The 25,436-nt window shown below is 72.8% G+C and carries 20 protein-coding genes; 12 read left to right on the plus strand and 8 right to left on the minus strand.

Annotated features, from left to right (window positions below; genetic code table 11):
• Positions 1–266: 266 nt before the first annotated feature.
• Positions 267–1,568, minus strand: a complete 1,302-nt coding sequence (locus K7640_RS05990; RefSeq protein ID WP_222953658.1) for a hypothetical protein — start codon at positions 1,566–1,568, stop codon at positions 267–269.
• A gap of 235 nt (positions 1,569–1,803) precedes the next feature.
• On the opposite strand from K7640_RS05990, the gene K7640_RS05995 reads away from it, so the two are divergent.
• Together K7640_RS05995 and K7640_RS06000 are read left to right on the plus strand one after the other, a co-directional pair.
• Positions 1,804–2,985 (plus strand): ROK family transcriptional regulator, encoded by a 1,182-nt coding sequence (locus K7640_RS05995; protein WP_222953659.1) that lies wholly within the window; start codon positions 1,804–1,806, stop codon positions 2,983–2,985.
• Between the two features lie 223 nt (positions 2,986–3,208).
• Positions 3,209–3,565, plus strand: a complete 357-nt coding sequence (locus K7640_RS06000; RefSeq protein ID WP_222953660.1) for a DUF6223 family protein — start codon at positions 3,209–3,211, stop codon at positions 3,563–3,565.
• A 43-nt stretch (positions 3,566–3,608) separates the two neighbouring features.
• Here the strand turns inward: K7640_RS06000 and K7640_RS06005 are convergent, their stop codons facing one another.
• Complete coding sequence (locus K7640_RS06005; RefSeq protein ID WP_222953661.1) at positions 3,609–4,271, minus strand: response regulator transcription factor; 663 nt, start codon at positions 4,269–4,271, stop codon at positions 3,609–3,611.
• Complete coding sequence (locus K7640_RS06010) at positions 4,268–5,431, minus strand: sensor histidine kinase (RefSeq protein WP_222953662.1); 1,164 nt, start codon at positions 5,429–5,431, stop codon at positions 4,268–4,270. The genes K7640_RS06005 and K7640_RS06010 overlap by 4 nt, the downstream gene beginning before the upstream one ends.
• A gap of 120 nt (positions 5,432–5,551) precedes the next feature.
• Between K7640_RS06010 and K7640_RS06015 the strand changes: the two genes are divergently transcribed.
• Positions 5,552–8,803 carry a S8 family serine peptidase gene (locus K7640_RS06015; RefSeq protein ID WP_222953663.1) on the plus strand — a complete coding sequence of 1,084 codons (3,252 nt, stop codon included), beginning with the start codon at positions 5,552–5,554 and terminating at the stop codon, positions 8,801–8,803.
• 140 nt (positions 8,804–8,943) lie between these two features.
• Here the strand turns inward: K7640_RS06015 and K7640_RS06020 are convergent, their stop codons facing one another.
• Both K7640_RS06020 and K7640_RS06025 read right to left on the minus strand, forming a co-directional pair.
• Positions 8,944–10,278, minus strand: coding sequence for a phytase (locus K7640_RS06020; protein ID WP_222953664.1), 1,335 nt, complete (start codon positions 10,276–10,278; stop codon positions 8,944–8,946).
• A 102-nt stretch (positions 10,279–10,380) separates the two neighbouring features.
• Positions 10,381–10,878 carry a cation:proton antiporter regulatory subunit gene (locus tag K7640_RS06025; RefSeq protein ID WP_222953665.1) on the minus strand — a complete coding sequence of 166 codons (498 nt, stop codon included), beginning with the start codon at positions 10,876–10,878 and terminating at the stop codon, positions 10,381–10,383.
• A 290-nt stretch (positions 10,879–11,168) separates the two neighbouring features.
• Between K7640_RS06025 and K7640_RS06030 the strand changes: the two genes are divergently transcribed.
• Together K7640_RS06030 and K7640_RS06035 are read left to right on the plus strand one after the other, a co-directional pair.
• Positions 11,169–12,125: a HAMP domain-containing sensor histidine kinase gene (locus tag K7640_RS06030; RefSeq protein WP_222953666.1), complete on the plus strand. Its 957-nt coding sequence runs from the start codon at positions 11,169–11,171 to the stop codon at positions 12,123–12,125.
• A gap of 2 nt (positions 12,126–12,127) precedes the next feature.
• Positions 12,128–12,778 carry a response regulator transcription factor gene (locus K7640_RS06035; protein ID WP_222953667.1) on the plus strand — a complete coding sequence of 217 codons (651 nt, stop codon included), beginning with the start codon at positions 12,128–12,130 and terminating at the stop codon, positions 12,776–12,778.
• Between the two features lie 61 nt (positions 12,779–12,839).
• On the opposite strand, the gene K7640_RS06040 is transcribed toward K7640_RS06035, so the two are convergent.
• Positions 12,840–13,778: a superoxide dismutase gene (locus K7640_RS06040; RefSeq protein WP_222953668.1), complete on the minus strand. Its 939-nt coding sequence runs from the start codon at positions 13,776–13,778 to the stop codon at positions 12,840–12,842.
• A gap of 177 nt (positions 13,779–13,955) precedes the next feature.
• Here K7640_RS06040 and K7640_RS06045 point away from each other — a divergent pair, with 177 nt between their 5' ends.
• The 3 genes from K7640_RS06045 to K7640_RS06055 all read left to right on the plus strand — a co-directional run bounded on the left by K7640_RS06045 (position 13,956) and on the right by K7640_RS06055 (position 16,265).
• Positions 13,956–14,384 carry a VOC family protein gene (locus K7640_RS06045; protein WP_222953669.1) on the plus strand — a complete coding sequence of 143 codons (429 nt, stop codon included), beginning with the start codon at positions 13,956–13,958 and terminating at the stop codon, positions 14,382–14,384.
• A 108-nt stretch (positions 14,385–14,492) separates the two neighbouring features.
• Complete coding sequence (locus K7640_RS06050; RefSeq protein ID WP_308042467.1) at positions 14,493–15,248, plus strand: peptidylprolyl isomerase; 756 nt, start codon at positions 14,493–14,495, stop codon at positions 15,246–15,248.
• An 84-nt stretch (positions 15,249–15,332) separates the two neighbouring features.
• On the plus strand, positions 15,333–16,265 hold the full coding sequence (locus K7640_RS06055; protein WP_222953670.1) for a MerR family transcriptional regulator: 933 nt from the start codon (positions 15,333–15,335) through the stop codon (positions 16,263–16,265).
• Positions 16,266–16,538: 273 nt separating this feature from the next.
• Here K7640_RS06055 and K7640_RS06060 read toward each other — a convergent pair whose 3' ends face one another.
• Both K7640_RS06060 and K7640_RS06065 read right to left on the minus strand, forming a co-directional pair.
• A complete protein-coding gene (locus tag K7640_RS06060) occupies positions 16,539–17,912 on the minus strand; it encodes a glycosyl hydrolase family 18 protein (RefSeq protein WP_222953671.1) in 1,374 nt (457 codons plus the stop codon).
• A 177-nt stretch (positions 17,913–18,089) separates the two neighbouring features.
• Positions 18,090–20,129 carry a glycosyl hydrolase family 28-related protein gene (locus K7640_RS06065; protein ID WP_222953672.1) on the minus strand — a complete coding sequence of 680 codons (2,040 nt, stop codon included), beginning with the start codon at positions 20,127–20,129 and terminating at the stop codon, positions 18,090–18,092.
• A 239-nt stretch (positions 20,130–20,368) separates the two neighbouring features.
• On the opposite strand from K7640_RS06065, the gene K7640_RS06070 reads away from it, so the two are divergent.
• The 4 genes from K7640_RS06070 (at position 20,369) to K7640_RS06085 (ending at position 25,431) form a co-directional block, all read left to right on the plus strand.
• Complete coding sequence (locus K7640_RS06070; RefSeq protein WP_222953673.1) at positions 20,369–21,370, plus strand: LacI family DNA-binding transcriptional regulator; 1,002 nt, start codon at positions 20,369–20,371, stop codon at positions 21,368–21,370.
• A 744-nt stretch (positions 21,371–22,114) separates the two neighbouring features.
• Positions 22,115–23,494, plus strand: a complete 1,380-nt coding sequence (locus K7640_RS06075; RefSeq protein ID WP_222953674.1) for an ABC transporter substrate-binding protein — start codon at positions 22,115–22,117, stop codon at positions 23,492–23,494.
• Positions 23,495–23,574: 80 nt separating this feature from the next.
• The gene (locus K7640_RS06080; protein ID WP_222953675.1) at positions 23,575–24,531 is read left to right on the plus strand and encodes a carbohydrate ABC transporter permease; all 957 of its coding nucleotides are present in this window, start codon (positions 23,575–23,577) and stop codon (positions 24,529–24,531) included.
• 12 nt (positions 24,532–24,543) lie between these two features.
• Positions 24,544–25,431 (plus strand): carbohydrate ABC transporter permease, encoded by an 888-nt coding sequence (locus K7640_RS06085; RefSeq protein WP_222953676.1) that lies wholly within the window; start codon positions 24,544–24,546, stop codon positions 25,429–25,431.
• The last annotated feature ends 5 nt before the right edge of the window (positions 25,432–25,436 follow it).

The raw sequence follows: 25,436 nt of genomic DNA on the forward strand, positions 1-25,436 counted from the left end.
CGTTCTCCAGCCCGACCAGCAGCTCGGCCGTTCCGCTCGCCGGGCTCCGCGCGGACGGCCCGGACTCGCGTCGCGAGTCCGGGCCGTCCGTCGTCGGCGGGGTCAGCGCCCGTTCATCGTCTCCCCGCTCCACTCCGCACGCCGCCCCGGTGAAGACTCCCCGGCGGCTTCAGCTGCTCACCGGTGACCGGGTCGCGGCGCACGCAGGCTCCGACCGGTGGCGTACCGATCGGAGCCTGCGCGCGTGCGGGGTCAGCGGGACGGCCTCACTGGGCCAGCAGCCACTGCAGGATCGTCTGGTCCTGGTAGGTGGGGGCGGCGGCCAGGTGCCGGTCCGGCTCATAGAAGGCCGAGTCGGCGTACTCGGTGTACTTGACCAGGGCGTTCGCCTGGGCGGGGGTCTTGCCGAGCGCGATGTAGGCGTTCCAGATCCGGTTGTAGGAGGCCTGGCCGGTGGTGACCACGTTGAGCAGGTGGTCACCGGTGCCGTGGGTGATCCAGACCGGCGTGCCCGAGGCGGCGATGGCGGTCGCCTGCTCGGCGCTCGCCCCGAAACCACCGGTGATCAGCATGCCGTCGAAGAGCCCGGGGTAGCTGGTCAGCGCGGCCCAGGCCAGCGTGGAGCCGTACGAGACGGTGGACCCGTAGATCCGGTCCTGGTCCACCGAGAACTCCCGGTTGAACGCGTTCAGCAGCTCGACCATGGCCGCCGCCTGGGCGGCCGGGGTGCCGACCCGCTGGTTCTGCACGGTCAGCACGATGACGTCCTCGTCGGTGCCGGTCCACTTCTCCTGGAGCCACGCGGTCGCCGGGATGTCCGCCGCGACCTGGACCCCCTCGTTGGCGCCGTTGAAGCCCATGCCGTGCCCGGGCAGGATCACCACGACCGGGTACTTCCGGTTGGCGTCGTAGCCCTCGGGCAGGTGGTACGCGTAGGGGACCGCCGTGCCGGCGCTCGTGGTGAAGCGCTTGTAGACGAAGTCGTCGGCCAGCAGGTTGACCGCCGGCTTGCTGGCCCCGTACTCCTCGGTGGACGCCGCCGCGAGCCGCGGCCCGCGACCCTGGCCGTTGCCGGCCTGGGCGTAGACGTCGTCGCGCTGGACGACCCGCGTCTGCAGGTCGGGGTTGACCTGCACGTAGCTGCCGGTGGCCATGATGGTGTTGCCGCCGGGGTCGGTCGGGTCGAGCTCGATGATGACGTACTTGCCCGGGTCGGACTGCTTGTCGGCGTCCAGCGCCGGCGATTCGTTGGTGTAGACCGCGGTGATGGTGCGGTCGCCCCGCTTCGTCGGGTCGGTGAGGTCCGCGACGGGGTTGAAACGGAAGTTGTAGAGGCTGTCCGACACGGTGAAGGTGTCGGTGTCCAGCGTCCGTGGGTTCACCACGGACGAGTACTCGACCGCGACGGCCGTGACCTTCTGCCCGAAGGCCAGGATCTGCGTGATCGGGACGACGTTCTGAACTCCGTCGCCGCCTTGACCGGGTGGTGCTGCGGCGGCGGCGCTCGGGGCGATCGCGACCGCACCGAGAACGACGGCCGCCGTGGCCAGGGTAGTTCGCTTCGACACTGGTTTGTCCCTCCGATCGGTGCGTACTGCTTCAGCAGGGGGCACCCTGGCTGGGACGGTACGCAACACTCCGGAAACAATCAATAGACGAAAACAAGCCATTCCTCGGCTATCTTTATGACCAACCTGGCGTAATGGTGGCTCCCCATCGGACTGATGATCGCCCAGGGAAAACGAGCCCGACGCGACCCGAGGAGGTAGCGTGATTTTGGCAAAACGGCTATAAATCATGGCTGTGTCCACGACCATCGACGCCGACCTCGATCGCGGCCTGACCGGCACCGAGCGCGCCCTGCTGCGGGCGCTGTCCGACGGGCGGCGCCGCACCGTCGCCGAGCTGTGCGCCGAACTCGCCGTGGCGCGCAGCAGCGTCGTACACGCGCTCGGCCGCCTCCGGACGGCGGGCGTCGTCGTGGAACATCCGTCCCGGCCCACCGCCCGGGGACGGCCGGCCCGCGGTTGGTCCCTCGCCGCGTCGCCCGGACTGCTCGCCGTCGTCGTGGCCGCCGCACACGGCTTCCTCGCCGGCGTGGTGCGCCCGGACGGCGAGGTGCTCGCGGCGGTGCACGGCACGGCGGACGTCACCACCCCCGCCGGCGCCCTGGAGTCGCTCGGCCAGGCCCTCGCCGAGGCCGGGGTGACCCGCGCCGACGTCGCGCTCGCCGTGCTCGGCCTGCCCGGCCCCTCCCTGTTCACCCGGTCGCCCGGCGCCGAGCCGCCCGGCGGGTCACACCTGCGGCGGTTCCGGGACTGGGCCGGGCGCTCCGCCCCGGACGTGATCGGCGAGTTCCTGGACTGCCCCGTCTTCTGCGAGAACGACGCCAACCTGGCCGCGCTCGGCGAGGCGGTCTACGGGGGCGGAGCCGGCGCGCAGACCATGCTGCACGTCTCCCTCACCCACGGGACCGGCGCCGGCCTGGTCATCGGTGGCCGGCTCCACCGGGGTGGCTCGCGGCTGGCCGGCGAGGTCGGGCACCTGCACGTGGACGACGGCGGGCAGCTCTGCGAGTGCGGCGCGCGTGGCTGCTTCTGGCAGACCACCAGCATCCCGGCGCTGCTCAGCGAACTGGCCGTGGCGCACGGCAGGAGCTTCACGGTGAGCGACCTCGACGCGGCGGCCGACTCCGGCGAGCTGGAGATCATGCGGGCCCTGCGCGGGTTCGGTCGCTCCCTCGGCCGCCGGGTCGCCGACTTCGTCGTCTTCGTCGACCCCGAGGCGATCATCGTGGACTCCACCCTCGGCGCCGCGTCCCACGTGATCGCGGACGGGATCCGGGAGGCGGTCGCCCAGTACACCCCGCCGCAGATGGCGGCGTCGGTCCGCATCTCGTCCGGCTCGCTCGGCGCGTCGGCGCACCTCAAGGGTGCGGCGGCCCTCGTCCGCACCGAACACCTCCTCGACGTCTCCGCGGTGTAAGGAGGGGCCCCTTATTAACAGACGTCTGTTAATAAGGGGCCCCTCCTTACACCGCGGCGCTGGCGGCGCTGACCGGCGCCCGGCCCGCGACCGTGGGGGCTTGCCGCGCCGAGCGGGCGCAACCACAGTGGTAGGCGCATCGGCAACTCCGGCATGACGACCGGCGACCACCCCCGTACATAGGCTGCCGCCGTACCCAGTCACGGGAGCCAAGGAGCCATCGATGTACGTCCGTCACCTGACCGCCGTCACCACCACCGCCGCCGCCTACACGATGACCGCCGGCCGGGCCGGGGCCAGTTTCGCCGCCCTGCTGGGGCTGGCCGGGGTGGTCGTCGGCGGGCTGGCCCTGGCCCGCCCCGCCGGCCGGCTCGGCATCGGCTCGGGGCGGCTGGGCGCCGGCGTGGCCCTGGCGGCGGGGCTGATCGGGATGGCCCTCGGCGGGCTGGTGGTGGCCACCTCCGACGGCGGCATCGGCACCGGCAACGGGCGCGCCGGGGCGTACGTGGCGCTGGCGGTCGGGCTGATCGCCGTCGTGCTCGGCGGGCTGGCGCTGGCCCGCGCCCGCCGCACCGCCTGACCGCTCGGCCGGGCCGGGAGCTGGACGGGGCCCGCCGCAGCGCTCAGCCGCGGGTGACCCAGCCGGGCACGGTCAGGCCCGACTCGTAGGCCAGGATCACCAGCTGGGCGCGGTCCCGGACCTGGGCCTTGGTCATGATCCGGCTGACGTGCGTCTTCGCCGTGGCCGGGCTCAGCACCAGGCGCGCCGCGATCTCGTCGTTGGACAGCCCGGCGGCGACCAGGGCCATCACCTCACGCTCCCGCTCGGTGAGCGCGCGCAGCCGGGGTCCCGGGTCCGGCTGCGCGCCCCGGGCGCTGAACTCGGCGATCAGCCGGCGGGTGATCGACGGTGCGATCAGCGCGTCTCCGCGCGCCACCACCCGCACCCCGTGGATCAACTCCGCCGGCTCGGTGTCCTTCACCAGGAACCCGCTCGCCCCCGCCCGCAGCGCGCCGTAGACGTAGTCGTCCAGGTCGAACGTGGTCAGGATGATCACCCGGACCGCGCCGCTCGTGGTGATCTCCCGGGTGGCGGCCAGGCCGTCCATCCCGGGCATCCGGATGTCCATCAGTACGACGTCCGGCCGCAGCCGTCGGGCCAGCCGCACCGCCTCGGCGCCGTCGGCGGCCTCGCCGACCACCTCGATGCCGTCCTCACCGGTCAGGATGGACCGGAACCCGGCGCGTACCAGGGTCTGGTCGTCGGCGAGCACCACCCGGATCACGCGGCGCCCCCCGAGTGGACTGCCGCCGCCCCGGCCGGCAGCGGTGCGGGCCGCAGCGGCAGGCGGGCGCGGACCCGGAAGCCACCGTCGGGCCCGGGGCCGGTCGCCAGCGAACCGCCCAGCGCCCGGGCCCGCTCGTCCATGCCGCGGATGCCGTTGCCGGCCGGGCCCGGGACGCCGCTGCCGTCGTCCTCGACCTCGACCAGCACGTCGTCGCCGTCCGGCCGGATCCGGATCACCGCGCTGCCCGCGCCGGCGTGTCGGGTCACGTTGGTCAGCGCCTCCTGCACGATCCGGTACGCCGCCAGGTCGACCTGCGGCGGCAGCGGACTGGTCTCGACCAGCTCGGTGCGGATCGCCAGCCCGGACCGCCCGGCCGTGGCGACCAGCTCGTAGAGGTGACTCAGCCCGGTGGTGGGGGTGGCCGGCACGTCCTCCTGCCGCAGCGCGTCCAGCGTCGCCCGCAACTCGTGCAGCGTCTCCTTGCTGGCCTGTTTGATCGCCGCCAGCGCCTGCTCGGACCGGGCCGGGTCCGGGCGGTGCAGCGCGGCGCTGGCCTGCACGTTGATCAGCGAGAGGTGGTGGCCGAGCACGTCGTGCAGGTCGCGGGCGATGCGCAACCGCTCCTCGGTGGCCCGGTGCCGGGCCTCCTCCCGCGCCCGCTGCTCCGCCGCGAGCGTGCCGGCCCGCACCTCGGCGAGGTAGGCCCGGCGGTTGCGGGTCACCCCGGCGATGACGGCGACGAGCCAGCCGGCGTGCAGCAGCGTCGCCCCGTTGCCGGTCTCCCCGCTCGGGTCGAAGCCGTCCGCCGCCGCGAAGGCGACCACCGACGCGAGCCCGAGCCCGACGGCGACCGCGAGGTGTCCCTCGTCGACGACGGTGTAGAGCGCCACGACGAACACCAGCATGACCGGCCCCGGCCGGTGCAGCAGCGCGCCGTACGCGCCGACCGCCGCCAGCGCCACCAGCCCGACCGCCACCGGATGGCGGCGGCGCAGCACGAGCGCGCCCGCGGCGGCCAGCACGACCAGCAGCGCCACCCGATCGGCGGCGGTGTCGACGCCGTGCGACTGCACCACCAGCCCGACGACGGCGACCAGGCCGACCACCAGCGCCAACGCGGCGTTCGCGGCCGGACCGTGCCATCGCGAGCGTGCCATGGCTCGAAGCGTACTCATCGGCGGGGCGAGATCGGTGCCCCCACAGGGGCAACCCGTCGACTGGACGAAGCGTTGTACAGATGTAGGCCGATGTGACCGCGCTAACGGACGGGGAGGCACATGCGAATCAGCAGGAGCAGCAGGGCGCTGGTGGCCGGAGGGTTAGCCGCCGTGCTGGTGGTGGGCGTACCCACCTCGGCCGGCGCCGCCGGGACGGCCGCGCCGGCCGCGCCGGACGCGGCCCGGCCGGCGCCCGCGACCGCCGAGGCCCGGACGGTCACGCTGATCACCGGTGACCGGGTGACCGTGCTCGGTGGGGACCGGGTCAGCATTCCGCCGCGCAAGGGCGTCACGTTCCACCGCTATCGCGCCGACGGGCACCACTACGTCATCCCGTCCGACGCGGTCCCGCTGCTGCGGGCCGACCGCCTGGACCGGCGCCTGTTCGACCTGACCGAACTGCTCGCGGCGCAGGCCGCACGCCCGTCGTCGCTGAGCCTGGTCGTCTCCGACGCCACCGCCGCGCCCGGCCTGTCGGCGCAGCGCCGGCTGCCCGCCGTACGGGGATTCAGCGCCGAGACGCCGACCGAGTCGCTCGCCGCCCGCTGGCCGGCGACCCGCGCCAAGCTCACCACCGGCAAGATCTGGCTCGACGCCGTCCGGCGGCCCACGCTGGACCAGAGCGTCCCGCTGATCGGCGCGCCCGCCGCCTGGTCCGCCGGCTTCGACGGCACCGGCACCCGGGTCGCGGTGCTCGACACCGGCATCGACTCGGCCCACCCGGACCTGGCGGGCAAGGTTTCCGCCCGGCAGAACTTCACCGAGGGCACCGAGGACGACCGCGACATGGTCGGCCACGGCACCCACGTCGCGTCCACCATCGCCGGCAGCGGCGCCGGCTCCGGCGGGAAGTACCGGGGCGTCGCGCCCGGCGCGTCCCTGCTCGACGGCAAGGTCTGCGTCGAGTTCGGCTGCCTGGAGTCGTGGATCGTGGCCGGCATGCAGTGGGCCGCCGAGTCGGGGGCGGACGTGGTCAACATGAGCCTCGGCGGGCAGAACACCGCCGAGGTCGACCCGCTGGAGCAGGCCGTCAACAGCCTGACCGCCGCGCACGGCACGCTGTTCGTCATCGCCGCCGGCAACGACGGCGCGGACGAGTCCGTCGGCTCACCGGCGACCGCCGAGGCGGCGCTGGCCGTGGCGGCCTCCACCAAGAGCGACGAACTGGCCGACTTCTCCAGCCGGGGCCCGAGCGCCGACGGCGGGGCGGTGAAGCCTGAGATCGCCGCGCCCGGCGTCGACATCGTGGCGGCGCGCAGCAAGGACGGCTTCCTCGGCGAACCGGGTCAGCTCTACATGCCGTTGGACGGCACGTCGATGGCCACCCCGCACGTCGCCGGCGCCGCCGCGCTGCTGAGCCAGGTGCACCCGGGGTGGACGCCGGCACAGCTCAAGGCGACCCTGATGGCCTCGGCCAAGCCGGCGGCCGGGGTCGGGGTGTTCGCGCAGGGCGCCGGTCGGGTCGACGTGGCCCGGGCGATCACCCAGCAGGTCAGCACCACACCGGCCGCCGTGACGTTCGGCGTGCAGGAGTGGCCGCACGACGACGACGAGGTGCGCAGCAGCGTCGTGACGTACCACAACGGCGGCAGCGCCGCGGTCACCCTGAAGCTCACGCTGACCACCGACGCGCCAGCCGGGATCTTCTCGCTCAGCGCCGACACGGTGACCGTGCCGGCCGGCGGGCAGGCGACGGTGACGCTGCGCGCCGACACCCGCCAGGGTGGCGCCGTGACCGGCGGCCTGGGCGGCCAGCTCACCGCGACCGCCGCCGGCGTCTCGGTGCGCACGCCGTTCGGCGTGGTCCGCGAGGAACTCCGGCACCCGGTGACGGTCACCGCTACCGAGCGCGACGGCGACCCGGCCGAGGAAGCCCTCACGGTGATCCTGAACAAGAGCAACTTCCGGGAGTACGTGGTCTTCGGCGCGCGCAACGACCTGCGCCTGCCGCCGGGGGAGTACTTCGCGTTCAGCTGGATCGACGAGGAGCACGGCACCGGCTACCGCAGCTCGCAGCTGGTGTTCCCGAAGCTGTCGATCGGCGGGCCGCGGACCATGTCGATGGACGCCCGGGTCGCCCGCGGCTTCGACGTCACGATTCCCGCCCGGGACGCATCGTCGCTGGGCGCGTCGTACACGGCGTCCTACGTCGAGGGTGACGATTTCGGCGTCGGCGTGGGCCTCGGCGGCGACGACTTCGCCTCGATCTTCACCGGGCTGGTCGGCCCACGGCCGGCGAAGGGGCTGAGCGCGCTGGTTTCCGGCACCTACGCCAAGCTCGACGGGCAGGGCGACCCGACGCGCACACCGTACGCCTACAACGTCGGCTGGTACACCGCGAACGGCCTGCTCGGTGGGCTGGTCAAGCACCTGCGAGCCCGCGACTTCGCCACCGTACGGGCCTCGCACGCGGTGGTGGAAGCCGGCACCGACGGGGTGAAGCTGTCCTTCCTCGCGCCGCCGGGCGCCAGCGGCGGGTCCGCCGTCGGGTGGCAGACCCCGCTGCCGTTCACCCGGACCGAGTACTACGCCGGCAACGCGCCGTGGCAGAACGAGTTCCTGGCGGTGCGGCCGGCCGTCGGCGACGAGTGGCCGGAGATCCTCACCGACCACGGCGGGGCGGTCACCAGCTACCGGGCCGGGCGCACCTACCGGGAGACGTGGAACAAGGGTGTGTTCGGCCCGAGCGTCGCGCCGTTCTTCGCCGGCGACGTGCCGGCGTTGCGGGAGGGCGACTTCATGGCCGTCTGGCCGGGGGTGCTCGGCGACGGCCAGGGCCGGGCCGGCTTCGGCACGATCACCTCCGGGCACGGCGCGCTCTACCGCAACGGCAAGCTCCTCGCCGAGTCCACCCAGAGCCCGTCGGTGTACGCCGAGGACGTCGACCCGGCCGCGGCGACGTTCCGCTACGAGGGCAACCTGGAGCGGGACGCCCGCCTCACCACCAAGCTGTCGGTGAAGTGGACGTTCCGGTCGGCGCACACCAGGAAGCTGACGGCGCTGCCGTTGACCGCGGTCAGCTTCGCCCCGCCGCTGAACGACCACAACGTGGGCCGGGCCGGCACGGTCGGCTTCTATCCGTTGACGGTCACCCGGACGGCAAGCGCGGGCAAGCTGACCAAGCTGAGCGTGCGGGTGTCCTACGACGACGGGAAGAGCTGGAAGACGGCGCCGGTGACGCACGTCGGAGGTTCGTGGCGGGTGCTGGTGCCGCACCGCGCGGCGGGCTTCGTGTCGCTGCGCGCCTTCGGCGCGGACGCGAAGGGCAACACCTTCGACCAGACCGTCATCCGGGCGTACGAGCTGCGGTGACCTGACCGGTCGCGGCGCGGGTCACGCTCGGTGACCCGCGCCGCGACGAGGACCCGAACGAGCGTGATACCTCTGAGTCATAAATATGACTCAGAGGTATCACGCTCAATCCGGGTCAACCGCCCAGAGCACCGCCCGGATCAGCGGAAGCGCGGGTCGTTGCCGGCGCGGGTGTCCACCTTCAGCGACATCGCCCGGGCGATGTCGCCCCAGGACACGTACGAGAAGTTGGTGGCGTCGCGCTCACCGTCCACGTCGGGCCCGGTCTCCGGCTCGTCGTGGGTGACGAACAGTCCCTGCCGGTAGCCGCCCACCGGGCGGTTCGTCACCGCCAGCCCGTCGGAGCCGTTGACGTCGTCCACTCCCGCGACCCCCCGGACCCGGAAGCTGCCCACCGCCCGGTTCGCGCCCTGGCGCTCGTAGACGGCGAACGTGTCGTCGCCCTGGCTCGACACGAGCAGGTACCCGGTCGCCCCCGGCCCGTAGTAGATGTCGACCCCCTCGGCGTCCGCGGTGAGCAGGTTCCCGCCGTAGCCCTTGGCGTCCGGGTCGATCGGGGCGCACTCCTCGGTCTCGCTGTCGTAGGCGTCGTGGATGCCGAAGTCCCGGACCCGGTCGACGAGTTGCGGCCGGCTGTCCGGACCGAGCGGCAGCCGCAGCCGCCACAACCCGACGTCCTCCTGCGCGGCGTACAGCGTGCCGGACGCCTGGTCCACGGCCAGCCCTTCCAGTTGCGGCCGGACGCCCGGCTCGTCGCAGGGCACCCAGGTCGTCCCGTCCGGCAGCCGGAACTCGCCCGGCATATCCAGCCGCCGGACGTCGGTGTAGCCGAGCCGGCCGCCGACCTCGCCGATCCGGGCGGTGGCGATGGTCGTCGTCCCCTCCTGGGTCACCACGGCGTACGCCTCACCGGGCCGTGGCTGCCAGACCGCCAGGCCGTAGGCGGTGTGCTCCTCGTCGACGGCCGCCCGGTCCGGGTTGAACAGGAAGCGCTGCTCGGCCGCGGTCACCTCGACCAGCGGCGTGCGCGCCGTGGCGCCGGCCGGGTCGATGGCGAAGAACCGGAGCTGGTCGTTGTAGCGGTCCGAGACCACGGCGACGTCGACCCGGCGGCCGGCGAGGCCGATACCGTAGGCGATGTCCACGTTGTTGTAGCGGCCCGGAGCACCGTCGGCCCGGGGCGCCTCGGTGGCGGGCAGCGACTGGAGTTCGCGTGAGCCCAGGTCGTAGACGCGGAGGCCGCCCTCCTTGGCCGTCACGATCACCATCGACCGGTGGGAGTCCGTCGGGTGGACCCAGATCGCGGGGTCGTCGCCGGAGGCGTTGCCGCCGGCCTCGTCGTCGTACAGGGCCGGGGTTTCGTTGTCGGTGGTCACGACGGCGGGCCACCAAGTGGCGGCGCCGGCGTGCGGTGGGCCGAGCAGCGCCGCGACGACGGCGCCCGCCGTCACGACGGCAGTCAATGGGTATGTCACGGCGGGAGCCTGCCCGACGGAGTTTGCCGCCGGCACTACCCGTGGTTGCCGGCGGTAGAACTTCCGCTGCCGCCGGGCGTCCGCTCCGCTACCGGGCGGCGGCTACCGGCTGATCGCCGGGTCGCCGGCGAGCAGGTCGGCGAGCGCGGCGACCCCCCGCCGGTCGGCGACGGCGACGAGGGTGTCGTCGGTGCGCAGCAGGAAGTCCGGGTCCGGTGCGGTGATGACCTGCTCGCCGCGGACGACGGCGACGATGGAGGCGCCGGTACGGCGGCGCGCGCGGGTGGCGCCCAGCGGCCGGTCGACGTACGGGGAGCCGGCCGGCAGCCGCAGGCGGGCGGCCGAGACTCCCTCTACCTGCCGTTCCAGCTCGGTCAGGTGGTCGACGGTGACGGTCTCGTCGAGCACGTCGGCGACCCAGCGTGCCTCGTCCGGATCGAGGGCGATGGTGCAGAGCGCCTGGTCGGTGTCGTCCGGGTCGTAGAGGACGAAGTCCCGCCGGCCGGACCGGTGGCAGACGACACCGAGACGCTGGCCGGCGCGGGTGGTGGTGCTCCACCGGATGCCGACTCCGGGAAGCGCGATCCTTTCCATGGTCATCGTTTCGTCCCCATCCACTCGGCGCAGCCCTGATCGTGGTGCGCGGGTCACCCCGGGCGACCACACCACCAGCATGGTCCGGCGAACCAGCGTCCCGCATCGGTGCCGACCCCCATCTCCGGCCCGGTCGCCGGGCCCCGGCCGGGAACATGGGGGCCCGCCCCGATGCCCCCGGGGCCCGCGCTGGGCCAGTCTCGAGTGCGGGGCCCGGCCGGGTGGACCGGCCGCCCGGAGCCGGGGACGCTGCTAGAAATGGGCAGGGCCGAACGTGCCGGAGAGGGGGCCGCGAGGTGTCGTTGTCGCTGTTCTGGCGGATCTTCCTGCTCAACGCGGCGGTGCTGGTCGTGGCCACCGTCCTGCTGCTGCTCGGTCCGGTCACCGTGTCGGCCCCGGTGGTGCTCACCGAGGCGCTGGTGCTGACCGGCGGGCTCGGCGCCATGCTGGTGGCCAACGCGGTGCTGCTGCGCGTCGGCCTGGCGCCGCTGGAACGGCTCGGCCGGACCATGCGCACGATCGACCTGCTGCGGCCCGGGCACCGGCTGCCGGCCACCGGCCAGGCCGCCATCGCCGACCTGATCCGCACCTTCAACGCGATGCTGGACCGGTTGGAGGCCGAGCGGGCCAGCAGCGCGGCGCGGGCCCTGTCCGCCCAGGAGTCCGAACGTCGGCGGGTGGCGCGGGAGCTGCACGACGAGATCGGCCAGACGTTGACCGCGGTGCTGCTGGACCTCAAACGGGTCGCCGACCACGCGCCCCCACCGGTGCGCGACGAGTTGCACCAGGTGCAGGAGACCACCCGCAACAGCCTCGACGAGATCCGGCGCATCGCCCGCCGGCTGCGCCCTGGCGTCCTCGACGAACTCGGCCTGACCAGCGCGCTCAAGGCGCTCACCCGGGAATACAGCACCGGCGGGCTGACCGTGCACCGGGACATCGACGCGGACCTGCCGGAACTCGACAACCAGCTCGAACTGGTGCTCTACCGGACGGCCCAGGAGGGGCTCACCAACGTGGTGCGACACTCGGGGGCCCACACCGCGTGGCTGGAGCTGCGCCGGCACGCCGGCGCGGTCGAGCTGCGGGTCCGCGACGACGGCCGCGGGATCAGCACCCCCCACGAGGGCGCCGGCATCCGCGGCATGCGGGAACGCGCCCTGCTCATCGACGCCGACCTCACCATCGGCCCGTACCCGACCGGCGGCACCGAGGTGTGCCTCCGGGCACCCCTGCGAAACGAGACCAGCTGACCATGCCCGAGCCCACCCGCATCCTCATCGCCGACGACCACGCGCTGGTCCGCCGCGGCGTCCGGCTGATCCTCGACAACGAACCGGACCTCACCGTCGTCGCGGAGGCCGCCGACGGGGCCGAGGCCGTCGAGCTGACCCGCTCCGTGCGCCCGGACCTGGCCATCCTGGACATCGCCATGCCCCGGCTGACCGGCCTGCAGGCCGCCCGGCAGATGTCGCGCGCGCAGCCCGAACTGCGCATCCTGATGCTCACCATGTACGACAACGAGCAGTACTTCTTCGAGGCGTTGCGGGTCGGCGCCGCCGGTTACGTGCTCAAGTCGGTGGCCGACCGGGACCTCATCGACGCCTGCCGGGCCGCCATGCGGGACGAGCCGTTCCTGTATCCGGGCACGGAGACCACGCTGATCCGCGACTACCTGCGGCGCGGGGTCACCCCCGGCGAGGTCGCCCGGCCGATCACCGACCGTGAGGAGGAGGTCCTCAAGCTCGTCGCCGAGGGCAACAGCAGCAAGCAGATCGCCGAACTGCTCTTCCTCAGCGTCAAGACCGTGGAACGGCACCGCTCCAACATCCTGCAGAAGCTCGGCCTGCGCGACCGGCTGGAACTCACCCGCTACGCCATCCGGGCCGGTCTCATCGAGCCGTGAGCCGCCGGGCGGCGGGGCCACCGAGGGGCACGCCGGGCGGCGTACCCCTCGGGGGTCGTGGTCAGTGCGGGCGCACCGCCGTCACGGTGTACGGGGTGGTCGGCGTCGGCGGTGTGGTGAACCGCCCGTTGGGCAGGTAGAGCCGGCCGAGGGCGGCGGCCACGGTGGTCGGGATGTCGAAGTTCGGGTCGGTGATCGTGCCGGTGAACCGGCCGGCGGTCCCGGCCCGGTTCAGCTCGACCACGGCGATCCGGTTGAGCTGGTTCTGCACCACGTAGAGCGTGCGGCCGACCAGCAGCAGCCCGTCGCCGAAGTCGAACGACGCGCCGGGCACGTCGACCGTGGTGGTGGCGCCGGTCGCCGGGTCCACCCGGAACAGCCGGCCGGTGTTGGACTGCACCACGATCAGCGCCGCCCCGTCCGGCGTGCGCTCGATTCCGTTGAGGTTGACCCCCGTGCCGACCTGCTGATAGGCGCCGGTGAGCGGAATTTCGGCGAACCCGCCGGCCGGTGGCAGCGCGCCGCCCCGGCCCAGCGGCAGGCGGTACAGCACCGGCCGGTTGGAGTCGGTGAACCAGGCGGCGTCGCCGGTGAGCACGACGTCGTTGACGAACGTCGGCGTGGTGGCGAACTGGTACCGGGCGAGGACCGCGCCGCTGCGGGTGTCGATCACCCGGGCGTCGCCGGCCGTGCCGCCGGCGACGAACAACCGGCCGCGCGGGTCGACCGCGAGGCCGAGCGACGGCGTGCCGGTGGCCGGGCTGAGCTCCCGGCCCGCCCCGGTGATCAGGTCGATCCGCTGGATGGCCCCGGTGGCCCGGGAACCGAAGTAGGCGTAGCGGCCGGCGGTGGCGATGCCCTCCGGCGCGAACCCGTCGGGCAGGCGCAGGACGGTGGGCCGGATGTTCGGCGCGTGCGCCCGGGCGGGCGCCGGCGCGGCGGCGGCGAGGAGGGCGGCGGTCAGGGCGGCGCCGAGGGCGGTCCTGAGGCGTCGGTTCACTGTGCTCCTTCCGGTCGGCAGGCGGATCGCCGCCGGGTGCACCGGGGGAGTCGGGCCTGCCGGGATCAGGGGGCCAGAACTTCTCCCACTGTACGTTCCGCACCGGTGGGTTTCCGGCCCGCGCCGCGTGGTGATGTTGACCGGCACCGGTCCCGACGACTGACGGAGGTGAGCGCGATGGCCGCACCGGAGAGCGTGCCCCGGCTGTGCCAGGTGGTGCTCGACGGCACCGACATCCGCGCCCTGGCCGAGTTCTACCGGTCCCTGCTGGGGCTGGTCTATCGCCCGGGCGACGAGCCGCCGACCGACGGGAGCCCGGACGAGCGGGGCCGCGACTGGCTGGTGCTGCGCCACCCGGAGGGCGGCACCCAGCTGGCGTTCCAGCAGGTCGACCGGCTGCCCGAGGCGACCTGGCCGGAGCACGACGTACCCCAGCAGCTGCACCTGGACCTGACCGTCGGGTCGGTGGCGGAGCTGGCGGTGCAGCACGAACGGGTGCTGCGCCTGGGCGGCCGGCTGCGCTTCGACCGCAGCGACGACCCGGACGAGCCGCTGCGGGTCTACGCCGACCCGGCCGGCCACCCGTTCTGCGTCTTCGTCGGCTGACCGGCGCGGCCGGGCGGCGGCGCGGTCGGGTCGCGGCGCGGTCGACATCGGAACGGGCGATCCATAGACTCCGGTCGTTCTGGTACCACGAGTCCAGGGAGGACCCACGTGTCGATCGCCACCCGACCGCACGTCCCGCCGCTGCTGTCCCGCCTCGCCGGCGTGGCGGTGGTCTGCGCCGCGCTCGTCGCCACCGGGGGTGCCGCGGCCACCGCGGCGCCCCCCGGTGAGCCGGCGCCCACCCGTGGCCCGTGCGCGTACACCCCGACGCCGGAGGATCCCGCGGTCCGGCCGGTGCCGCTGCCGCCGGACCCCCGGCGGACGCCGGATCGGGGTACGGTCCGGGTCACCCTGCGGACCAGCCAGGGCCCGATCGGGCTGACCCTCGACCGCGCGCAGGCCCCGTGCACCGTGCAGAGCTTCCTGCACCTGGCCCGGCACAAGTTCTACGACCGGACGCCGTGCCACCGGCTCACCGCCTCGCCCCGGCTGAAGGTGCTCCAGTGCGGTGACCCGTCCGGCACCGGCGAGGGCGGCCCCGGCTACCGGTACGCCGACGAGCTGCCCACCGACCTGCCGCCGACGCCGATCGACCCGACCGGGGTGCGCCGCCTCTACGCCCGGGGCACGCTGGCCATGGCCAACGCCGGCCCGGACACCAACGGCAGCCAGTTCTTCCTGGTGCAGTCGGACTCGGCGCTGCGCCCCGACTACACCATCTTCGGCACGGTCGACGCGGCCGGGCTGGCGACGCTGGACCGGATCGCGGCCGGCGGGATCGCCGCCACCCCGGAGGACCCGGCGCCGATCGACGGCGCACCGGCCCTGCCGGTGGAGATCTACCGGGCCAAGCGGGGCCACTGACCCCCGCCCGGCGCGGGGTCGCGCCTCGGCCCGACCCCGCGCCCGGCTTGAGTCTCCACCCGGGGGAGACGGAAGAGTGTCGGTATGAACGACGACCGGCGCTACTCGATCGGTGAGCTGTCCCGGCGCACCGGACTGACGGTCAAGGCCATCCGGTTCTATGCGGACCGGGGAATCGTGCCGCCCACCGATCGCAGCCCGGCCGGCTACCGCCGGTACGCCCCGGCGGCCGTCGCCCGCCTGGAACTCGTCCGGACCCTGCGGGACCTGGGACTGGACCTGGTCACCATCCGGCGGGTGCTGGACCGGGAGCTGTCCCTCGCCGACGTCGCCACGGCGCACGCCGAGGCGCTGGCGGTGCGGATCCGCGCCCTGCGCCAGCAGCGGGCGGTGCTGGCGGCGGTTGCCGGACGCGGGTCCGACCCGAAGGAGATGGAGCTGATGCACCGGCTGGCCCGGCTCTCCGGCGCCGAACGACGGCAACTGGTCGAGGACTTCCTCGACGACGTCTTCGCCACCCGCCGGACCGATCCCGCGTTCGCGGGCATCGCCCGCTCGCTGACCCCGGAGCTGCCCGACGACGCCAGCGAGGCGCAGGTCGAGGCGTGGGTGGAGCTGGCGGAACTGTGCCAGGACCCGGGCTTCCGCGCCGGCCTGCGGCGGCTGGCCGAGCAGCACGCCGCCGACCGGGCCGGCGACCCGGTGGTGCGCCGCGACGCGGTCGCGCTGGTCCGGGCGCATGCCGGGCCGGCCCTCGCCGGTGGCGTCGACCCGGCCTCACCGGGGGCGGACGCCGCCGTCGCGGCGATCATGAGCGGGTACGCCCGGCTCTGCGGCCGGCCCGACGACGTCGCGCTGCGGCGGCGGCTGTCGGCACGGCTGGCGGCGGCGAACGATCCGCGCCGGGAGCGCTACGAGCGGCTGCTCTCCGTGGTCAACGGTTGGCCGGTCAGCGGAAGCGTGGCACCGGTGCTCGACTGGGCTCTCCGCGCGCTGCGCGCCCGGACCCCGGGCTGACCGTGCTCGCCCCGGCCGTTGCGCGCCCTGCGGGTCGGCTGGCCGAACTCGGCCGGGCCGTCGCGCGGCCGTCGTACCCCGGCTGGCCGAACTCGGCCGGGCCGTCGCGCGGCCGTCGTACCCCGGCTGATCGGACTCGGCTGGGCCGTCGCCTTGCCGTCGTACCCGGCTGGCTGAACTCGGCCGGGCCGTACGCCGGCTGAGTGTGGGTGGCGGCGGCCTTGGCCCCGGTCCGGGCCGTGCGGGGCGCGGACCGGGGCTCGTCGGTGGGTGTCAGGCCGGCAGTCGCCAGATCTGGTTGGCGCTGGCCCAGCAGTCCCAGATCTGCAACCGGGTGCCGTCGGCCGAGCTGTTGTCGGTGGCGTCCAGGCAGCGGTTCGACGCCGGGTTGCGCAGCGTGCCGTTGGACTGGGCCTGCCAGACCTGGGCGCCGGTGCCGTTGCAGTCCCAGAGCTGGATCTTGGTGCCGTTGGCCGTGCCCGCGCTGGTCACGTCGAGGCACTTGCCCAGCGCCCGCAGCGTGCCGTCGCCGGCCACGGTCCAGCTCTGCGCGCCGGTGCCGTTGCAGGTCCAGAGCTGGATGGCGGTGCCGTTGGCGGTGCTGGCCGAGGCGACGTCGACGCACTTGCCGGCGATGCCGGTGATCGGGCCGGTCCGCCCGCTCGGCGGCGGGGTGCCGCCACCGGTCGCGGTGTCGTAGATGGCCCCGACCAGCGACGTCGAGCCCGTGGTGTCCTGGGAGAGTTCCCAGTTCATCATGCCGCCGGCGTTGGCCATCGCCCACTGCGTCTTGCGCTTGACGGTCGGGACGCCGTTGTAGCACTGCTGCACGCCGCCGGCGGTGGTGCAGTCCCGGTTGGCGTTGGCCGGGTCCAGGGCGACCAGCGCCGCGTAGGTGTAGTAGCCGGGGCGGCTGTAGAAGGGCACCCCGAGCACCGCCTTGCTCGCCGGCAGGCCGCGCGCCTTCCACCCGTTCACGCTGTTGATCGACCAGTCGTAGTTGGCGTGCGGGCTGCCGCCGTCGTAGGCCATGATGTTCAGCCAGTCGACGTAGCCGAACACCGCGGTGGGCACGCCCTGGAGGTAGTAGCCCTCGGAGACGACCGCCGCGGTGAGCAGCTTGCCCCGGCTGTGCAGCGCGCTGCTCAACTGCTGCATCAGCAGCGAGTAGTTGGTGGCCGAGGTGCCCGGGTCCGGATATTCCCAGTCCATGTCGACGCCGTCGAGGTTGTACTGGTTGACGAAGTTGACCACGTTGGTGACGAACGCGCCGCGGGCGGTGGAGTTGGCGGCCAGCGCCTCGAACGCGGAGTCGTCGCCGTCGTTCCAGCCGCCGATGGCGATGGAGACCTTGACGTTGTTGGCGTGCCCGAGCGACACCAGCGAGGAGAGCTTGCTCGGGTTCTCCACCGCGCGCAGGGTGCCGTTGCTGTTGGGCAGCACGAACGCGTAGTTGATGTGGGTGAGCTTGCCGTACGGGACCGAGTTGACGTTGCCCTGCCAGGAGGGCAGGTAGCCGACGCTCTTGAAACCGTTCGGCAGCACCGCGGCGTCGGCGGGCGCGGCGGTCAGGGTGAGGGTGGCGGCGGTGGTGACGAGCGCGAGCAGGCCGGCGGCGAGGGCCGAGCGGCGGCGTGGTGTGGGCATCGAGGGGCCCTTTCGGCGTGGGCGGTCGCGGCGCCGTGCCGTCCCGGGCCGGCGCTGACTGGGCCAGTCGCCGGGCCGGAACGTACGGGTCGGTCGGGGTGCTACCTCGAGGCAGCAGAATAATAAACAGCCCTAACTAAAAGCGTCAATGAAGCACTTCGATGGATCGTCCGGCCCTCACCACCGGGCCGGGGGCGGCGGCGGCACCACCGGCGGGCGGTCGTCGCAGGTGATGGTGTTGGGCAGCAGCCAGGGCGCGAGCCAGCCGCCGTCGTTGCCGCCGAGGTCGGTGAGGGTGAACTCCGAGCCGGCCGGGGTGAAGTGGAACGAGCCGCAGTTGTTGACGCCGACCGCGCCGACGTGGCGCGCGTCGACGTCGGCGAAGGACGCCGACCCGGCGGTGCGGGCGCTGACCACCGAGGTGCCGGTCCCGTCCACCCGCAGGCCGCGGAACTGGACCCCGTGGATCCCGTAGCGGTCCTTCACCGGCCAGTCGCTGACCAGCAGGATCGCGTTGTAGGTGCTGTCGAGGAAGCTGTCGCCGACGACCTGGATGTCGGCGTCGATGTCGCGGTCCAGGGCATAGAACCAGATGGCCCCGAGCCCGATGTTCCAGTTCAGCTCGTAGCTGCCGGCGCGCACGGTGGTGTTGTCGGTGATGGCCAGCCGCCCGGTGAACGGCTCCGCGCCGAACCGGGCACCGACGTGGATCGCGCTGCCCTCGCGTACCGGGTCGGCCACCAGATTGTGCGAGATCGTGGTGTCGGCGCCGCCGTACAGGGCGATGCCGTTGGCCAGCACCGGCGACTGCACGGTGTTGTGGTCGAAGGTGTTGTGCGCGTTGGCCGTGCCCTCGGACCACATGGCGAGGCCGTCGTCGCCGGTGTTGCGGACGAAGGAGTGCGCGACGGAGGAGTGGGTGACGCCGGTGTGGAAGTTGAGCCCGTCGGCGATCTGGTCGGCGATGACGGTGTTGGTGACCCGCAGACCGGTCATCGGCCCGTCGAACCACATGCCGACCTTGGTGTGGTGCAGATAGAGACCGTCGATCGTGGAGTGGTTCAGCGCCCCACCGATCGCGTTGACCTGATCCGTGTCGATCCGTTCGCGCACGTCGCCCTCGACGGCGAAGCCGGAGAGGTGGACGTCGCTGCTGCCGCCCTCGGCGGCATCCCGGCCATAGAAGCCGACGCCGGTGTGCGTCGACCCGTCCGGGCTCGGGGTGTCCAGCGCGACCTCGCGGCCCTTGACGATCGTGTACCAGCTACCGGCCCCGGCGATGGTCACGTCGTCGACGACGAGGTGCCGGTTCACCTGGTAGGTGCCGGGCGGCAGATAGAGCGGGCGGTCGACCCGGCGGGCGTACCCGATCGCCCGGTCGAAGGCGTCCGCGGACTCCCGCCGCCCGGTGGGGTCGGCGCCGAAGGCCAACACGTTCACCGCGCGCGGCAGGACGCGGGGCGGGCCGACCAGATGCGAGTCCAGCAGGTCGATGACGGTCCAGGCGGCGCCACCGCGGGCCGGGACGGTCAGCCGGACCACCTCGCCGGCCCGGTACGTCCGGCCGAGCAGCAGCCGCTGCTCATCATAGAAGTGGTGCGGCCGGAACGGCTTGGTGATGACCGGCGCCGGGCTGGTGTCGGCCGGCACGCAGGAGCACTCGGTGATCCACCAGTCGGGATGCAGCAGGTCCGCGCCGGGGTCGTTGCTGAACGGGTACTGGTTGTAGAGCCAGGCGTACCGCGAGGTGAGCGTCATGGTGCGGGCCGGGCCACGGCCGGCGGTGACGTGCAGGGGCGCGGTGCTGCCGCCCCCGCCCGGCGCGTCGGGAATGCTGTACCGGACGGTGATCGCGTTGGCCGGCGCGGGCAGGGTGAATTCCACGTGCTGCCCGGGGGTGAGGCGGACCGCCCGCCGTCCGGACGCCTCGCCGGCGAGGGTGTAGGCGGTGCGGTCCGGGCCGATCACCGTGCCGTTCGTCCGGGCGTGCTCGGCCTCCTGCTCGACGAAGTCCACGGTCGCGCCGCGGCCGGCGACCAGGGCCGGGTCGAGGCCGGCCCGGGTGACGACCGGCGGTGCCGGAGGCGGGTCGGCCGCCGCGGCGGGTCCGCCGGCCGGAGCGGCCAGCGTCGCGGCGGCCACCGCCGCGAGGAGCCGGGTGACGGGTCGTACGGGCCGGCGCGGCGCGCTGCGGCCGGGGTCCACGTTCCGCTGCATGGGGAGACCCACTTCCTGGGGACGGGCGGAGGCGACGGGTGGTGGCGCCGAGGGGATGGGCGCTGCTCGGTGGTGGGTGCCTGATGTTATTCCGGCCGGTTGTCAAGATTCAAGCATGGCTTTGTTTAAAAATTTCGGTCCGCCGGTCGAGGCTGCCCGGAAAGTGATCACCCGGTTCTTGCGCTGAGTCGGCAGTCCGCAGTTCGGTTCTTGCGCGGCTCTGCCGTACGATTGCGGCCGTGACGAAGCGCCTGACCGAGGTGGCCCGCAAGGCGGGCGTCAGCGAGGCGACCGTGAGCCGGGTGCTCAACGGCCGCGGCGGCGTCTCGGAGGCGACCCGGACCGCCGTGCTGACCGCGCTGGACGTGCTCGGCTACGAACGCCCGACCAAGCTGCGCGGCGAACGCGCCCGGCTGGTCGGCCTGGTGCTGCCCGAGTTGCAGAACCCGATCTTCCCGGCGCTGGCCGAGGTGGTGACCGGCGCCCTGGCCCAGCGCGGATTCACCCCCGCACTGTGTGCCCGCACCATCGGCGGCGTGCCCGAGTCCGGCTACGTCGAGATGCTGCTGGACCACCAGGTCTCCGGGGTCATCTTCGCGGGCGGTTCGTACGCGCTCGCCGACGCCTCGCACGAGCACTACCGGCGGCTCACCGACCGGGGACTGCCCGTGGTGCTGGTCAACGCCGGCGTCGACGAACTGGGCTTCCCGCGGGTGTCCACCGACGACGCGGTGGCGGTCGAGCAGGCGTACGGCCATCTCCGGTCGCTGGGCCACGAGCGGATCGGGACGGTGCTCGGCCCGGCGGACCACGTCCCGTCGCGGCGCAAGCTGGCCGCCCTGGCCCGCGCCGCGAACTGGGCCGACGACCGGGAGTGCGTCGAGCGGTCCAGCTTCTCCATGGAGGGCGCGCGGGTCGCGGCGGGCAAGCTCATCGAGCGCGGCATCACCGGCATCATCTGCGCCAGCGACGTGCTGGCCCTCGGCAGCATCCGGGCCGCCCGGCGGCTGGGTCGCGCGGTGCCCACCGACGTGTCGGTGGTCGGCTTCGACGACTCCGCCTTCATGACCTGCACCGACCCGCCGCTGACCACCGTCCGGCAGCCGATCGAGACGATGGGCCAGGCCGCGGTGGACCTGCTGGTGACCCAGATCGAGGGGGCCGGCGTGCTCCGCGACGAGCTGCTGTTCGAGCCGGAGCTCGTGGTCCGCGGCTCCACCGCCCCCGCCCCCCGCGCCTGACCGCTTCGCACTGCCGCCTCGCCTGCCCCCGCGTCCCCGCCCCGCGCCCCGCGTTGCGCCGTGTCCGCGTCGCCCCGCGCCCGCGTTGTCCCGCGCCCGCGTCGCCCCGCGCCCGCGTCGCCCCGCGCCCCCGTCGTCCCGCGCCGCCCTGCCTGGGGGGCGGCTGGCCATGATCACGCTCGTTCCGGGTTGTAGTGGCGTCAACCGCGCGCCGAGACCACTACAACCCGGAACGAGCGCGATCTTGACCGGCGGGCCGCGCCCGTCCCGGCCACCTGGCCCGGCCCAGCCCGACGTGCGGCACACCGGGCCATCCTCGGCCGAGGACTGGCCGACATGCCGCATACCGGGCGACGTCAACCCCGACCCGGCCCCGACCTCATCCCCGACCTGACCCGGCCCGGCCTGGCCCGGCCCGACCGGGGAGGCACCGAGCCGGGCGAGGTGCGCGGCGTGCCGTCGCCGGCGGATCTTGGACAGTTCCCGTCAGCGCTGAACGGTAAGTGTCCAAGATCCGGCTGCGGGCGGTGGGCGCGGCTCGTGAGGCGGGGCGTTGGTGGGGGCCAGTGTGGTGATCAGCCGTTGTGAAGTCGTGTTCTTTCGTCATGCGGTCGAAACCTTGCCGTCAAGAGTCCGCGTCGCTACATTGACTCCACTCTCACCTGACCCGGGGCGCGGTACGCCGCGGGAGCACCGCAGATCAGTGAAGGCCACCGATAGACCCGTTCCCGAAGGGATGGACAGATGTCCGTACCGCAGTACCGGAAGGCTGCGGCGTTGGCGCTCGTGGCCGGCCTGGGGCTCAGCCTCGTGGCGTGCTCCACCAAGGGCGGCGACGCGGCGAACGACGCCAGCGGCAAGGTCACCATCACCGTCGACTGCCAGCCGGTCGGCGCGCAGAAGGAGCTGCTGCAGAACTGGAACGACGACGTCGCAGAGTTCCAGCGACAGAACCCCGACATCGTCGTCAAGAGCGTCAGCGTCGGCGAGCAGTGCAACAACCCGCCGGACTTCACCGCCCGCCTGGCCGGCGGGACGGTCACCGACGTGTTCTACGGCTACATGACCGACCTGGCGCAGGTGCTGGACTCCGGCCAGGCGATGGACATCACCCAGTACGCCACCAAGGACACCATCCCCACCTGGGACAGCATCGACCCGGCGCTCAAGGAGGTCTTCACCGACGGCGGCAAGCTCTACGCCGTCCCGGTGAAGAACTACTCGATGGGCCTGGTCTACCACAAGGGACTGTTCCAGCGGGCCGGGCTCGACGCGAACAACCCGCCGAAGACCTGGCCCGAGGTGCGCGACGCGGCCAAGAAGATCTCGGCGCTCGGCGGCGGCATCGCCGGCTACTCGGAGTACAGCGCCGGCAACACCGGCGGCTGGCACTTCACCTCGCTGCTCTACTCCCAGGGCGGCCAGATCCTCACCCCGGACGGCAAGAAGGCCGACTTCAACAACCCGCTGGGCAAGCAGGTCCTGCAGAACCTCAAGGACATGCGGTACGGCGACAACAGCATGGGCAGCCGGCAGCTGCTCCAGTGGGGCGACCTGCTGACCAACGCCGGCGCCGGCAAGGTCGGCATGTTCATCGGCGCGCCGGACGCCACCCAGGCGATCGTCAGCCAGTTCCAGGGCAAGTTCGAGGACTGGGCGATGGGCCCGCTGCCGGGCCAGGACGGGCCGGCCAAGGCGACCCTCGGCGGCGGTGAGGGCTACTTCTTCAAGAAGGGCCTCAGCCCGGAGCAGGTCAAGGCCGGTCTGAAGTGGATCGCGTACCAGAAGCTGACGCCGGGCAAGGGCCAGTTCGACTACGTCCGGGCCAAGCCGCAGAACTACCCGGTGGGGCTGCCCCAGCCGCTGCTGTTCAGCAACGGCAGCGACGCGCAGAAGCAGGAACTCGAACTGCGCAAGGCCAACGCGAACGTCGACACCGCCAACTTCGCGGTCTTCGAGGCCAACCCGGTGCCGATCAAGGGTGAGCCGCGCAACGCCCAGGCGATCTACGCGGTGCTCGACGCGGCGATGTCCGGGGTGCTGACCAACCCGAACGCGAACATCGACGCCCTGCTCAAGACCGCCGAGGACAAGGTCAACCAACTGCTGGCCGCCGAAAGCTGACCCCGCGGGGGCGGGGTCGGCCGCACCGGCCCCGCCCACCACCCAGACCCGTCCGGACCTCGACCTCCGCAGGAGTTGCTGTGGCGATCACCACCGTCCCGGCCGCCACCGGGAAACCGGGCCGCCCCCGGCCGCCGTACCCGTCCGGGCCGCGGCGTGGCGGACTCGGCCGCAAGGTACGGGACAACCTGACCGGCCACGCGTTCCTGATCGGGGCGGTCGTCTGCTTCGCGGTCTTCTCCTGGTACCCGATGGTGCGCGGCGTGGTGATGAGCTTCCAGCGCACCCGCCGGGGGGAGACCACCTGGGTGGGCTGGGACAACTACGCCCGCATCATCGCCGACCCGAGTTTCTGGACGGCCTGGCAGAACACCCTCTACTTCACGGTCCTCGCGCTGGTCCTCGGCTACGCCGTGCCGTTCTTCGTGGCGATCCTGCTCAACGAGTTCCGGCACGCCAGGGGGTACCTGCGGATCCTGGTCTATCTGCCGGTGATGCTGCCGCCGGCCTCGGCGCTCTACCTCTTCAAGTTCTACGCGTACGACCCCAGCGACGCCGGACTGTTCAACGCGATCCTCAAGGCGGCGCACCTGCCGACGTCGGAGTGGATGCAGTCGCCCGGGATGACGATGCCGGCGATGGTGCTCGCGTCCACCTGGATGAACATGGGCAGCGCCGTGCTCATCTACCTGGCGGCGTTGCAGAACATTCCGGGCGAGCTCTACGAGGCGGCCGAGCTCGACGGGGCCGGCGTCTGGCGGCGGATCGTGCACGTGACCGTCCCGCAGACCCGGCTGATCCTCGCCCTGCTGGCGATGCTCCAGATCGTCGCCACCATGCAGCTGTTCATCGAGCCGCTGATCCTCGCCAACGGGGCCGGCACCGGTGACTCCGCGACCTCCGTGGCGTACCTGATCTATCAGCACGGGTTCTTCCAGAACGACCTCAACGGCGCGGCGGCCCTCGGCGTGATCATGCTCGTGGTGCTGGCCGGGTTCTCCGCCGGCTACCTGCGGCTGACCGCGAAACAGGACTAGGACGGACCAGCAATGGCACAGGACTCCGGGACCCGGACCCTCATCTCCCACGCCCAGCTCAGCCGGGGACCCGGCCGGGTCGTCTACTGGGCGCTGCTCGCCGTCGTCGTCGCGGGGTTCACCCTCGTCTTCATCGGCCCGCTCTACTGGATGGTCACCGGCGCGCTCAAGTCCGGCCAGGAGATCGCGCAGACCCCGCCGACGCTGTTCCCGCGGGACCCGCAGCCGCAGAACTACGTCGACGCGTGGACCAACCTGAACCTGGCCAAGCTGCTGTTCAACACGTTCTACTACGCGACCGGGGCGGTGCTGTTCCAGCTCGTCCTGGACACCGCGGCGGCGTACTCGCTGTCGAAGCTGCGGCCGGTGTTCGGCAACGTGATCCTCGGCCTGATGCTGGCGACGCTGATGATCCCCGCCATGGTCCTCATCGTCCCCCAGTACGTGACGGTGATCGACCTGCCGATCCTGCACCTGAACCTGCTCGACTCGCCGTTCGCGATCTGGCTGCCCATGGTGGCGAACGCGTTCAACATCTTCCTGCTGAAGCGGTTCTTCGACTCCATCCCGGCGGATCTGATGTCGGCGGCCCTGGTCGACGGGGCGACGCCGCTGCGCACGCTCTGGTCGATCGTGCTGCCGATGTCCCGCCCCATCCTCGGCGTGGTCTCGATCTTCGCGGTGACCGCGGTCTGGAAGGACTTCCTCTGGCCGAAGCTGGTCATGCCGTCGCCCGAGACCCGGACGGTCAGCGTCGGCATCTACGCCTTCGCCGGCGGCACCCCGATGAACGTGGTGATCGCCGCCTCCGTCATCGCCGCGATCCCGACCGTGGTCATCTTCCTGATCTTCCAACGGAACATCATGTCCGGCCTGACCACCGGCAGCCTCAAGGGCTGATCCCC

Origin of the sequence: Micromonospora sp. PLK6-60, assembly GCF_019890675.1 — a bacterium.
In the GTDB taxonomy this organism is placed as follows: Bacteria; Actinomycetota; Actinomycetes; order Mycobacteriales; family Micromonosporaceae; genus Micromonospora.